Source organism: Granulicella mallensis MP5ACTX8 (assembly GCF_000178955.2).
Classification (GTDB): domain Bacteria; phylum Acidobacteriota; class Terriglobia; order Terriglobales; family Acidobacteriaceae; genus Granulicella; species Granulicella mallensis.
In genome coordinates, this window is sequence record NC_016631.1 from 4,369,908 (window position 1) to 4,382,785 (window position 12,878).

Consider the following 12,878-nt stretch of genomic DNA (forward strand, 5'->3'; position numbering starts at 1 on the left):
GGAGCATTATGAATCGTTCGTGGACCAAGAAGGCTGTTAGTGGAAGCCTGGTGCGGGTTGCCAGTGCCTTGTTGTTGATCTCTGTTCCGTGCCCGGCGCTATTGGCGCAGAACGCGGTTGACCTCAAGCCGACCCCGCAGCAGACCGAGTGGCAGGATATGGAGTTTGGCGTCATCCTGCACTTCGACACGAACACCTTCCTCAACCAGGAGTGGGGCGACGGAACAGCGAGCCCGAAGGTCTTCAACCCAACAAACTTCAATCCCGACCAGTGGATGAAGGCCATCAAGGCTTCAGGTGCGAAGTATGTGGTGATGGTAGCCAAGCATCACGATGGTTTTGCTCTCTGGCCGACGGGACAAACCGACTACAGCATCAAGCAAAGCCCCTGGAAAGATGGAAAAGGAGACGTTGTGCGCGAGGTGGCAAACGCCGCACGGGCCAACGGTCTGAAGTTCGGCATCTACCTTTCGCCGTGGGATCGCCACGAGCCGAAGTACAAGGATCCGGCAGCGTACGACAAGTACTACAACGCGGAGCTTGAAGAGTTGGTTACGAACTATGGCGACCTGGCCGAGTTCTGGCTGGATGGTGCAGGCAGCACCGGCAGGACCTACAACTTCCCACGCATCATCGAGACCCTGCGCACCTATCAGCCGAACACGATCGTGTTTGCAGATACTTCTCTGTTTGAGTACGGTGATGCACGCTGGGCCGGCGATGAGTCAGGCAAGATCGAATATCAGAACTGGAACGTCATCGATCGTCACGGGTATCTTCGCTGGCGTCCCGTCGAAGTAGATACACCGTTGCGCAAGTTCCACTGGTTCTGGCACCCGAATGATGAAGCCTCGCTGAAGAGCGTGGACGAGTTGATCGACAGCTACGAAAACTCGGTCGGCCACGGCGGCCAGTGGATGCTGGGCGTTGCTCCCGACAATCGCGGCTTGCTGCCGGATGTCGATGTCGCCCGGCTCCGCGAGCTCGGCGCAACCATCACCTCGCGCTACGGCAATGGATTGCTTCATCCGCAGATGACCACGGATGCCAACGTAGCCAAGGCCCTCGACGACGACGCGTCTACCTTCTGGAGCGCACCGGCTGACTCGCATTCAGCGACACTTGAAGTGCAGTTGCCGCATGCCATGACGTTTGACCACGCACTCACCATGGAGTGGCTCGTTGAAGGTCAGCAGGTGCAGCAATACAGCATCGATGCCTTCGTCGATGGCACATGGAAGACGGTAGTTTCGAGCTATGCGATCGGGCACAAGAAGATCGATCACTTTGCCCCGGTAAAGGCACAGCGAGTGAGACTGCATATCCTGACCAGTGCCGGCGTTGCACGCATTCGGACCTTTCAGATTTACTCATTGGATGGCGCGAAGGTAGAAGCGGCAAGATAGATCGAAGTGGGGAGTGGTCCATGACACGGGCCACTCCGTTCTCTACCAATGAGCATTCGCTGGTAGACGCAAGGCAACTCGCGGAATCTGGAAAGTAGCGAACGATGAAGAAACAACGCAAATTGGGAATGGCCATTGGGCTCGTCTGGGTCTGCACCGCCTGCTTTGGGCAGGAGGTTTGTTCGAACAAACAAACCCCGCAGCAGATTGACGCCCGCATCGACGAGCTGATTGCGAAGATGACGGTGTCGGAACGTATTGCCCAGTTGCAGGATCGTGCGCCCGCCATAGAACGCCTTGGTCTGCCTTCGTACAACTGGTGGAACGAGGGACTTCACGGCCTGGCACGTGATGGCTATGCCACCGTATTTCCGCAGGCGATTGGGCTAGCCGCGACGTGGGATGCCCCTTTGCTGCACGAGGTGGGTGACGTCGTTTCGACGGAGGCACGTGCGAAGTTCTACAGCCATGGCGGAGAGAATACTCCTCGCTTTGGCGGACTTACCGTGTGGTCGCCCAATATCAACATCTTTCGCGATCCGCGCTGGGGCCGAGGGCAGGAGACCTACGGCGAAGATCCGTTCCTGACTGCAACGCTCGGAACACAGTTCGTGGAAGGCGTGCAGGGAAACGATCCGTTTTATTTGAAGGCAGATGCGACACCGAAACATTTTGCGGCGCATAGCGGGCCGGAGGAAGGCCGCGACAGCTTCAATGCCGTGGTCTCGCCGCACGATCTTGCCGACACATATCTACCCGCGTTCCATGCGCTTACAACCAACGCCCATGCGGCAGCGCTGATGTGCTCCTACAACGAGATCGACGGAACACCTTCCTGCGCCAGCGGCAACAATCTGCAGGACCTCGTTCGCGAGCGCTGGGGGTTCAAGGGTTATGTCGTCTCTGACTGCGACGCCGTTGGCAATATTGCCGGCTACCACCACTTCGCTACCGACAACGCCCATGGCGCAGCGGACGCGCTGAACGCAGGCGTAGATCTGGACTGCGGCAATACCTACGCCGCCCTGTCGAAGAGCCTCGATCAGAATCTGACAACGGAAGCGAAGCTGAACCAGGCGCTGCACCGCCTGCTGCTGGCGCGGGTACGGCTGGGAATGCTGGACCCGCTGTCGTGCTCACCCTATCGCGACATCGGAGCGGAAGAACTCGATTCGCCCGCACACCATACGCTTGCGCTGCGCGCGGCGGAGGAATCCATTGTGCTGCTGAAGAACGATGGAGTTCTTCCGCTACAGGCCTCAACACAGAAGGTATCGGTGATAGGTCCTACCGCCGACATGGTCAAAGTGCTGGAGGCCAACTACCACGGCACCGCTCTTCACCCCATCACTCCGCTGGACGGCTTTCGTTCCCGCTTTCACGATGTGAGCTACGCACAGGGCAGCCTGCTGGCGGAGGGTGTCTCTGCGCCGGTACCACGCAATGCGCTACGCGTTGCTGCGGCTCCAGGCTCCTCTGCCGGGCTCCAGGCTGAGTACTTCGATAAAGCCTCTTTGGAGGGCACGCCCGCATTCCAGAACACAGCGGAGAAGATCGACTTCGACTTGAATCGCGCGAGCTTTCTGCCTGCGCTCAAGTCCAAGCAGTACGCCGCCCGCTGGACGGGCTTTCTCGTTCCTCCGGCGGCAGGTTCCTATACGCTTCGGGTCAACATAGAGCGTTGCTGGGACTGCACCACGCACGATGGCTTCCGTCTGTTCGTAGACGACAAGCTTGTGCTGGAGAACCACGGAGCGAAAGGGGATGCCGACCACAAAACGTTCGACTTCGTCGACACCGCACCCCACGCGATTCGACTGGAGTACCTGCATACCGGTGAAGATGACGGCGTGGCGCTCGAATGGGAGCCTCCCGCAGCAGCACTACTGGATCAGGCCGTGCAAACCGCGGCAAAATCCGATGTCATCGTCGCGTTTGTTGGCCTCTCTCCCGATCTCGAGGGCGAAGCACTGCAGCTTCGGCTGAAAGGCTTCAACGGAGGCGATCGCACCAGCCTGGATCTGCCTGAGGCACAGCGCACACTCCTCAGCCGTCTCACCCAATTGCACAAGCCGGTCATCATCGTACTTACGTCAGGGTCGGGAGTGGCGCTCGGTCCAGAGGCAAAGGATGCAGCCGGAGTGCTCGAGGCCTGGTACCCAGGTGAAGCCGGTGGAGAAGCTCTTGCAGGCATACTGGCCGGCAACGTAAACCCGTCCGGTCGCCTGCCTGTAACCTTCTATCGTTCCGTGGATGACCTGCCAGCCTTCACGGACTACAGCATGGCACACCGCACCTATCGTTATTTCGACGGTCCAGTGCTGTTCCCTTTCGGCTATGGACTCAGCTACAGCCACTTTCAATATGGACAGCTACGGTTATCGACTCACATGCTCAAGACGTCCGAACCGCTGGTGGCAATGGTGACAGTACACAACGAGAGCCAGCGTGAGGGCACTGAGGTAGCGGAACTCTACTTGCAGCCGCCCCAGGCTTCCGGAGCTCCGCGACTCACACTTCAGGGGGTGCAGCGCGTTGCGTTGCGTCCGGGAGAAACACGTGAACTTACATTCAAGTTGGCGCCCGGCCAACTGAGTACAGTTGATACCTCTGGCGCAAGGACGGTCCGAGCGGGTGAGTACAAGCTTTTCGTGGGCGGAGTGCAGCCGGACTTGAACGTGAGCAAGGGCGTCGCGTTCAGGATCGAAGGAGCATCGCTCCCGCAGTAAGCCATCTGCCGATCGCGCTATCGCGATCGGCAGATATCAAACCTAGGCTTTTGGCGCTGCACTGAATATTTCGACAAGCCTGTCTGCAATGATCTTGTCTTCGCCTTCTTTCAACTGCCAGACGGCAAATCCAAACGTATTTGGATTCTTCGCTGCACGTTCAGCACGTTTCGGCTTTGCTGCTTTAGCGGTGGACTTATCCGAATTTGCGTCGGGGTTCCGTCCCCGCATGCCACCGGAATCAGCGCCCATGCTTCCAATTCCGACGGGCTGCGTAGCTGCCAGCTGAAGCATCACCTCGTGTCCCGTGATCGCAAGCTTCGAGGAGTCGATCATCCAGCTATAGCTTGGCGTGACATTTCCCAGTGCCTGCGGGTCGAACTCCCGAGGCTGGGCTTTGACACCGAACTTTGCTACCGCGTCAGAGATCACCTGCGCGCGCGCGTCATACATTCTCAACGTTGCGTCGTAGTCCTGATTGACGAATATCTCCAGTGCCTTCAGTAAGCCAAAGATAGTTTCCTTGCCGACCTTGCAGCACCGTCCAATACGGTCTTCCTGCGGACTCATATTCATCAGAGCCCAGTGAATTAACTCTTCTTTGCCTATCAGGATTCCGGATGCCTGAGGTCCGCAGATATCCTTGCCGCCGCTGAAGGTCACCATGTCGAAACCGATCGCTGGATACTCCCAAAGACGCGATACCGGCGGCACATCAGCCGAGGCATCGTTGAAGGTATAGATGCCGTGCTTCCTGGCGATCTCCACGGTCTCCGGCCCACTCACTTTGCCCTTATCGGAGAGGATGTTCGTGAAGTGGATGGCAAGTGTCCTGGGATTAATCGCGGCGATCATCTCCTCTCGCGTTTCGACCTCGATCAACTTTGCGCCAGTCTGGCGTATCTGATGGTCAAAAGCATACCGATGGCTCTTTTGAATGATGACCTCTGTCCGGGGAAAACCTGTTACATCAGGACAGGCCTTGAGGCGAGGCTCAAGATCCTCGGTCATCATTCCGGCATAGCCAACCACCATGGCAGCCGCCGCACCGCCGGTAACGAGACCTGTATATCCCACGGGTGACTTACAGAGCTTGGCAATAAATTTTCCAGCAGCAACTTCCAATTCATCAATCAAGACAAAGTGTTCATTGCCTCGGCGAATAAGCTCCATAACCTCGGGCTTCATCACGGAGCCACCGATTACGGTCACAGTACCCACGATATTGATGAGAGGCTTTACTCCAAGCTCGGCATAGATATCCCCGGTTGAACCTAGCCCTGTGGTGATCGGCACGATAGGATTGCCGTCAATCTTCGACAGGGAGTGTTCGTGTTCGCCCACAAGTAGCTCAGAACCTTTTGCCTCGCGTCCGGCAAATAAACTTCCGCTCGCTGCGCCCAACATAGAAAGAAAGGACCGACGACTCCAACCGAACTTCAAATTCATGCCAGGACTCCGTAGGATCAAGAAGTTTTCCGCAAAGATAGGATGTGGATACGGTAAGGTAAACCGTCCGGAACTGCCAGAGACAAATGACCTAAGCCTCTTCTAGGCCGAATGACCTAGAAGATCATCGCGATATTAGCTGCAAGCGTCTCGCTTCAGACCAGGCAAGACGTTCCTCTTCCGTCAACGGGATCGACAAAGCCCTCTCCTGCTTCCCTGAATCAAAAGAAGTCTGCAAAATAGCCATCCCAGCCAGAGCATCTTCCAGGGGAATCGGCATGGGTTTCAACTTTAGGATTGCGTCCCTTACCCCTGCATAAAAAAGACTTTGGTCTGCCGCAGGAACAGGAATCTCGACTCTCTTGCCTGTGGCTCCTTCATAGAGGACACCGGGATCAGGATCGTACCCAAAGCCCGGCGATCCGGGAAGAACGCCCTGGTTCAATTGCGCTTCCTGAGTATCGGCTCCATACTTTGCCCAGCTCGCGGTCGTCCCATGAATGATGGTTCGCGGACCACCACCGGAAGCGAGTAAGGAAGCGTGCAGGATGACTCGGAGACGATCATAGTTCAGTTGAACATGCGCCCAATCGTCCGTTTTACCGCCAGCACGCATCACTCCGAAGCTTGCATTGACGGAGTGTGGGAGCCCAAAGAGATAGACCGCCAGATCGATAAGGTGCGGACCAAGATCGAACCACAAACCTGCACCCGGCCCGGGGTCTTCTCGCCACCGCTGGCGGACGTTCGGTCGAAATCGATCCATGTGACATTCGAAGTGCGATATCTCTCCAAGCGCGCTGGACTCGATGATGGCCTTGCTCGCGAGGATCTCACTATCCCAACGCCGATTGTGGAAGGCAGTCAGCAACTGTCCCTGTTGACGCGCAAGACTCACCAGAGACCGGGCTTCATCGAGGTCTACCGTAAAGGGCTTGTCGATGACAACGCTTTTGCCGGCACGCAAGGCATCCGCAGCCAGGGGGTGATGGCTATCGTTCGGACTGGCGATCACCACGAGATCGACATCGGCGCGGCTAGCGACTTCGCTGGCGGCACAGACATGGACCCCGGGCAGATCCGCTAAGACAGCCTCCTTCCTGCTAGACCCAACGACAGTTAGCTCGAGCCCCGCTACCGAACGAATCAGTGGAGCGTGAAACACCCTGCCTGCGTAGCCATAGCCGATGAGGGCAACCCGAATTTTCTGCGTTTCGTTATTCATGCTTTGTGACATCTCCATTACCTATCATCGCGTCAGCTTAGGTTGTGGAGCAGTTAGTCTCAACTGCCCTCAAAATCGTAACAACATACAGGCAAAGAATTTTTCTTTAAAACATCTTCCTGGTGGAACTACATGGGCAACCAGAACGTATTGTTCGACGAGAAAGTGAGCGGCTTCACCTTTCGTCCAAATAAATTGTCATACACCTGGGACAAATGCCCTAAGCACTAGAGGCCTCATAGACCTGCTATCGGTTAGAGTGCAAGGGAGATACATATCAAGCCTTTAAAAGATTTGCGAATCGGGAGAATCAACATGGTTGTAGGCCGGCGCACGAGAGTCAGATGGTTTCTGAGTTTCTGGCTCTTCATTCTCAGTGGAGTCGCCTTCCTTGATCGCACGAATATCTCGATCGCGGGGCTTGAAATCAGCCGTGAATTTGGGCTTAGCAATCAGCGCCTCGGTTGGATCTTCTCTGCGTTTCTGATTGGTTATGCCGGCTTCCAGTTACCTGCAGGCTATCTGGCGGCGCGTTTCGGGCCGCGGCGCGTTCTCACCTTTGGAGTGTTCTGGTGGGGCATTGCAACGGCACTTACCGCGGTGATGCCTTCGGGGCTCCCGCATTCGCTCGCGCTCTTTATTGCTGTCAGGTTTGCGCTCGGTGCCGGCGAAGCTGTGATCTATCCTGCCGCCAATCAATTCGTCGCACGATGGATACCGCAGCAGGAACGAGGCTTCGTCAATGGACTTATCTTTGCCGGCGTAGGAGCAGGAAGCGGACTAACCCCACCACTGCTCACATGGATCATTGTCGAGCAAGGTTGGCGCGCCGCTTTCTGGTTCAGCGCCACCATCGGCTTTGCGGCAGGAGCGATCTGGTGGGTCTTTGCGCGCGATACACCCGAAGATCATCCCGGCGTTGCCAGGTCGGAACTGGTCGAGATCAGACAAGGGCTGCAATCAAATTCAGCCGACACCCTGGAGGGGCCGGTTTCACAAGGCACGGCCATCTCATGGAGAGCTATTTTCGCGCGAAAGGATCTCGCAGCCCTGATGGCCGGCTATTTCAGCTTTGGCTATATTGCCTGGGTCTTTTTCAGCTGGTTCTTTCTCTATATGGCGCAGGTACGAGGATTCGATCTAAAGGCCAGCGCCCGTTATGCCATGCTTCCCTTCCTTTGCATGACCGTGTTTAGCCTCGTTGGCGGCGCCCTGTCCGACTGGTTGACCCGTCTTTACGGGCTGCGCGTGGGACGATGCTATCTTGCAGCGTTTTCCTTGTTTTTGACGAGTGTATTCCTCGTACTTGGCTCGCAGGCGAGAAGCCCACAACTGGCTGGCATCATCCTTGCCGGTGGTGCCGGGGCCCTCTATCTTTCGCAAAGCACTTTCTGGTCTGTCTCGGTAGATATTGCCGGTCGCAGCTCAGGTGTTTTCTCGTCCATCGTGAATATGGGAGGACAGATAGGGGGTGCGCTCACGGCTTCTCTCACTCCATGGATTGCACAGCGTTTCGGCTGGACAACATCGTTTGCGGTAGCTGCCGCCTTTGCGATCATAGGTGGCCTTTGCTGGCTTGTCGTCCACCCAGAGAACGCACTGGAAGCATGAAATCGCGACAACGCAGTGTTTTGCGCTTGCAAGAGGTGGTCGAAGTGTGATGCTTTAGGAGCAGTGATACGTCAGCTCAAGTCAACCGTACTGGTATGGCTGTTCGCCATCAGCATTTCAATCAGCCCTTTGATTGGACAAGTTGTTCCTGCGCCAACGACACCCGCGTCCGTTTCGGCTTCCGATGTATCGTCCGGAGCTCAAACAGTGGAGGAGCCAGGAAATAAGCCGAGTGCCATGATTATGGGCTGGTCCTTCACAGGGGAAGAAACTCCCCAAACTACAGCCACCGACAAACCAGCCATCCTGGAACCGGGAAATCCCGGGTTTGTCGTTTTTTTCAATCCGCAGGGGCCAACCTCCCCGACGACGGAGTTTCGTTATCGGCTTATCGGCTACGACCCCGACTGGACCATGACCCGCGAACATATTGCGCACTATAGAAGGCTTTCACCGGGCAAGTACACCTTTGAGGTGCAATCGCGGCAAGGGGGTGGACAGTGGCATTCGCCTGGCGCCAGGCTCTCCGTTGTGCAGCACCCGTTCTTTTATCAAACCTGGTACTTCTACCTGCTTGTCATTCTTGGGCTTGTCATCCTGGTCGCACAGTTGCTTAGTCAACGCGATCAGCTTCTAAAAGGGCAAATGGGCATTGTTCTAGAGGAACGCAATCGTATCGCGAGCGATTGTCACGACACGCTGATGGCGGGCTTTGCAGCTATCTCCTGGCAGCTCGAGGCAACCGCCAAGTTGTTCCGGGACACGGACGAACCGGACACACCGGCAGCAAAGTCCTGTGAACTTGCGCGCAGTATGGTCGCTCATTGCCAGGCAGAAGCTCGACGGATCATCTGGGACCTTCGCGATTCAGAAGAGCTCACCAACATGCTCTCCCAGGCTCTATCGCGTGCCATCACCACCCATCGCCTCAAGGATTCCATCGAGACCACACTTGACGTCCAGGGAAACGAGATACCGATTGCTCCCGGCGCTGTCCATCACCTCGTCTGCATCGGGCAGGAGGCAGTAACAAATGCCATGCGTCATGCCAACGCATCCACCATCCAGATCACCCTGCGCTTTGAAAGCGACTCTCTCAGCTTGAGCATTCGAGATAACGGGCAAGGCTTCCACTCATCGAGCTCCACGATCCGCACAGGCCACTTTGGAATCCCGGTGATGGAAGAGAGAGCCAGAAAACTCGGTGGTGTACTCCGGCTACACAGCACAGAAGGTGTAGGAACAGAAGTAGCCGTCACCGTTGACTTTCAAACCATCAACCAGCCAATCCGGCAGCAGCACCATGTCGTGCCATGGATTGGAGTTTAGAATTTCAACCTATAAGTTTCTGGTAATTCGTTTTACAGGTGCTGAGGGAACAACGTAAATGAAGCAGATTCGTGTCCTCCTCGTTGAGGATCATTTTCTAGCTCGCATCGCTTTGCAGTCGGTTCTGGCCGGTCATTCCCAGATCCGCGTCATTGGGGAAGCCTCCGATGGAGAGCAAGGCATTGAACTTTACCGGGCCTTGAAGCCCGACGTCGTCGTCCTGGACCTGAGGCTTCCCCGCATCAGCGGCTTCGACGTGATAACGACGCTACGCAAAGCGCCACGGCCGGCGCGTATCGTGGTGCTCTCCAACTATCACGGGTCAGAGGATATCTATCGCGCCGTGCGGTCAGGTGCCATGGGTTACCTCACGAAAGATGCCAGCGGAGAGGAGCTGATCAACGCGATTCAGACCGTCGACCGGGATCTGCGCTATCTGCCTCGCTTAGCCCTGGATCGTCTTGCCGAACGCACGCCCGCTGTCGAGCTAACCCCTCGCGAGAGAGAGGTCCTGATCTGCATCACACAAGGCCGTTCCAACCGCGAGATCGCGGAGCAACTTCACATCGCTGAAAAAACTGTACGAATCCATGTGTCGTCAGTCCTCGACAAAATGGGGGCGCGTGATCGCACCCAGGCAACAATTTATGCGCTGCAACGCGGCTTGGTACACCTCGATTAGCCTATGGCCGTCTTATGGGTAGGTACGATCCCACTCCTGGCTGCCATGAACTTCATCCCCATTATCTTTACATCCATGTTTGGAGGGTTTCTGCATGTTGAAGCGTAAAAACACGATCGTCCTTGGGCTACTGCTATCAGGCCTGGCAATCACCACCTTTGTAACTGCGACCCTCTATGCGGATACACCCCTGAGCGCCGCCGACTATGACCACGATCCTGTTCGGCTGTTGCAGGCTTACCGGCACGTTGAAGCGGCCTCCGTGTCGGACGCGGAAGAGCAGTTACTCCACGAAAGACATTACATGTCGCACAAGATGCAGCCGATCTTTCCAACCAAGTTCGCCGGCGTAGCCCTGACCGTGTTACTCAAGAAGGAAGAGAACAAGGATCCAAAGGCACTTTCAGGAATGCTCTCTGCAATCGATAGCGGGGGCGCCGGGTCCGTCTATGTCATGAAGGTCGAAGATGGCGAGGATATCGCAGGCATGGGCGGCTTGATGGGTACAGCCATGTTTTCGCGCGAGTTTGCTGGAGCCGTGGTGGATGGCGGAGTGCGCGACCTGCCTCAATTGAAGAAAATCGGCTTCCCCGTTTATTCGACAGGTTCAGTTCCGTCAACTTCGGTATCTCATTACCGTTTTGGCGGAGTGAATGTACCGATTGAAGTAGGTGGGACCCTCGTCAATGCTGGAGACATTGTTGTCGCCGATCAGGATGGCGTCGTCATCGTGCCTCGCGCACACGCTACAGCAGTTCTTCTTCTCGCCCAAAAACTGGACGACAGCGAGCACAGCATGTATCCGTACATCGAGAAGTTTCACTCCATCGTTGAAGCGGTCCGGCAGTTCGGCAGGATTTAATACCAACCCCATATACGCCATTTGACCTAGTTCTATACCAAGCTTCTGACCGATGACAGCTTGAACAAAAGGTCTTCCAATAGGTGCAGCTAATTCGAACGATGAATTAGCTGTATCTATTTCCCGTGTATTTTTCTTTTTCAGACGCATTGCCCACTGTAGAGCCGGAGGGTTTTCTTGCCGATTTTGAAAGAGCCATCCACCGAACCGTTCTCTCGCCGTCGCTTCTTTGGCTGGACGAGCTCCCTAATCGCGTCTTTGGGTATTCCCTCTTTCGCGGAGTCCGCAAAGCTGACGCCCCCAGAGACCACAGGTGGCGAAGATTATTACGACAAACTCGGCGTCCCTAAGATCATTAACGCCGCTGGCACCTATACGACCCTGACCGCAGCCTGCATGCCCCCGGTGGTTCTGGCCGCAGTTCAAAAGGCAGCGCTTCACCCGGTTCGTCTCCATGATCTGCAGATCAATGCCGGTGAATACATTGCGAAGCGCCTCAGGTGCGAAGGCGCAGTTGTCACTTCCGGAGCATCAGGGGCCATCAGCCTGGCCACTGCAGCCTGCCTGCAATACGCGAACAAGATCGATCCTCTGGCCATGCCCCAGGCCATAAGCGGCTTGAAGAATCAAGTCATCGTTCAAGCTGCACATCGCTACGGCTACGACCATGCCATGTTCCTTTGTGGCGCCCGCGTCACAGAGGTCGTTACACTCGACGACTATAAGCGAGCCTGTGCCAGCGGCACAGCCATCATGACAAACTTCTTCAATGCTGCAGAGGAGGAAGTTGGCTTTGCCGGAACTGCCCAGATAGGCCGCGAAGAGTGGCTAAGGATTGCGCACGAATACAACATTCCCTGCCATCTCGATGCGGCCGCCGACATGCCACCTATTTCCAATTTATGGAAATATACCGGCATGGGTTTCGATCTCGTCTCTTTTTCTGGCGGAAAAGGTATGCGGGGCCCTCAGAACGCTGGTCTACTATTGGGCAAAAAACATCTCACGGACCTGGTGAACGAGAATAATAATCCGGCCGATGGCGTCGGCCGCGGCATGAAAGTAGCCAAGGAACAGATTGTGGGGATGGTCGCGGCAGTGGACTGGGTGCTGTCACACACCGAGGAATCCATGCAAGGCGATTACCAAAAGCGAGCCGACCTGATTGCTGCTGCCGTAAAAGACATCCCATCGGTCACTACCGAAATTGTAGTTCCCCGAATAGCAAACCACGTTCCGCATCTGTTGATACGGTTTGATCCCGTTATCACGCAGACAACAACCAGCGAAATTGTTCAGCATCTTCGCATGGGTAGCCCTTCCATTGAGCTCAACCCCAACACGGGTGGGAAGCCCAACCAGGGCATACCCTCAAGCGCTAACACTCTTGTCGTTGGAGTCTGGATGCTGCAGCCCGGGGAAGATAAGGTCGTGGGTCAGCGCTTGAAGGAAGCCTTCAATAAGCCAAAGAACCACGTTTGATTCTTCGCACTACCCTTGCGAGCCAACTTCGGCTCCTGACCCTGGAATGTTTTTGTAGAGAGGCTTTTATTGTGATACGACTGATCAAAAATACGGCTGCCTG

Annotated in this window: 9 protein-coding genes; 7 read left to right on the forward strand and 2 right to left on the reverse strand. The window is 55.9% G+C overall.

Features of this window, described 5'->3' with window-relative positions; genetic code table 11:
• The first annotated feature begins 8 nt into the window (after positions 1 to 8).
• Together ACIX8_RS17125 and ACIX8_RS17130 are read left to right on the forward strand one after the other, a co-directional pair.
• Positions 9 to 1,406 (forward strand): alpha-L-fucosidase, encoded by a 1,398-nt coding sequence (locus tag ACIX8_RS17125; RefSeq protein ID WP_014266635.1) that lies wholly within the window; start codon positions 9 to 11, stop codon positions 1,404 to 1,406.
• Between the two features lie 104 nt (positions 1,407 to 1,510).
• A complete protein-coding gene (locus ACIX8_RS17130; protein WP_014266636.1) occupies positions 1,511 to 4,135 on the forward strand; it encodes a glycoside hydrolase family 3 C-terminal domain-containing protein in 2,625 nt (874 codons plus the stop codon).
• 42 nt (positions 4,136 to 4,177) lie between these two features.
• Here the strand turns inward: ACIX8_RS17130 and ACIX8_RS17135 are convergent, their stop codons facing one another.
• Together ACIX8_RS17135 and ACIX8_RS17140 are read right to left on the reverse strand one after the other, a co-directional pair.
• Positions 4,178 to 5,584: an aminotransferase class V-fold PLP-dependent enzyme gene (locus ACIX8_RS17135; RefSeq protein WP_014266637.1), complete on the reverse strand. Its 1,407-nt coding sequence runs from the start codon at positions 5,582 to 5,584 to the stop codon at positions 4,178 to 4,180.
• A gap of 124 nt (positions 5,585 to 5,708) precedes the next feature.
• A complete protein-coding gene (locus tag ACIX8_RS17140) occupies positions 5,709 to 6,809 on the reverse strand; it encodes an oxidoreductase (protein WP_014266638.1) in 1,101 nt (366 codons plus the stop codon).
• A gap of 315 nt (positions 6,810 to 7,124) precedes the next feature.
• On the opposite strand from ACIX8_RS17140, the gene ACIX8_RS17145 reads away from it, so the two are divergent.
• The 5 genes from ACIX8_RS17145 (at position 7,125) to ACIX8_RS17165 (ending at position 12,775) form a co-directional block, all read left to right on the forward strand.
• Complete coding sequence (locus ACIX8_RS17145; RefSeq protein WP_014266640.1) at positions 7,125 to 8,420, forward strand: MFS transporter; 1,296 nt, start codon at positions 7,125 to 7,127, stop codon at positions 8,418 to 8,420.
• A gap of 63 nt (positions 8,421 to 8,483) precedes the next feature.
• Positions 8,484 to 9,749: an ATP-binding protein gene (locus tag ACIX8_RS17150; RefSeq protein WP_223295365.1), complete on the forward strand. Its 1,266-nt coding sequence runs from the start codon at positions 8,484 to 8,486 to the stop codon at positions 9,747 to 9,749.
• A gap of 58 nt (positions 9,750 to 9,807) precedes the next feature.
• Positions 9,808 to 10,431: a response regulator gene (locus ACIX8_RS17155; RefSeq protein WP_014266642.1), complete on the forward strand. Its 624-nt coding sequence runs from the start codon at positions 9,808 to 9,810 to the stop codon at positions 10,429 to 10,431.
• A gap of 94 nt (positions 10,432 to 10,525) precedes the next feature.
• Positions 10,526 to 11,293, forward strand: a complete 768-nt coding sequence (locus ACIX8_RS17160; protein WP_014266643.1) for an RraA family protein — start codon at positions 10,526 to 10,528, stop codon at positions 11,291 to 11,293.
• 177 nt (positions 11,294 to 11,470) lie between these two features.
• Complete coding sequence (locus ACIX8_RS17165; RefSeq protein ID WP_014266644.1) at positions 11,471 to 12,775, forward strand: selenocysteine synthase; 1,305 nt, start codon at positions 11,471 to 11,473, stop codon at positions 12,773 to 12,775.
• Positions 12,776 to 12,878: the final 103 nt, after the last annotated feature.

Coding starts and splice junctions, on each gene's coding strand:
- ACIX8_RS17125 (WP_014266635.1), top strand. CDS start 9: ATGAATCGTTCGTGGACCAAGAAGGCTGTTAGTGGAAGCCTGGTGCGG.
- ACIX8_RS17130 (WP_014266636.1), top strand. CDS start 1,511: ATGAAGAAACAACGCAAATTGGGAATGGCCATTGGGCTCGTCTGGGTC.
- ACIX8_RS17135 (WP_014266637.1), bottom strand. CDS start 5,584: ATGAATTTGAAGTTCGGTTGGAGTCGTCGGTCCTTTCTTTCTATGTTG.
- ACIX8_RS17140 (WP_014266638.1), bottom strand. CDS start 6,809: ATGAATAACGAAACGCAGAAAATTCGGGTTGCCCTCATCGGCTATGGC.
- ACIX8_RS17145 (WP_014266640.1), top strand. CDS start 7,125: ATGGTTGTAGGCCGGCGCACGAGAGTCAGATGGTTTCTGAGTTTCTGG.
- ACIX8_RS17155 (WP_014266642.1), top strand. CDS start 9,808: ATGAAGCAGATTCGTGTCCTCCTCGTTGAGGATCATTTTCTAGCTCGC.
- ACIX8_RS17160 (WP_014266643.1), top strand. CDS start 10,526: ATGTTGAAGCGTAAAAACACGATCGTCCTTGGGCTACTGCTATCAGGC.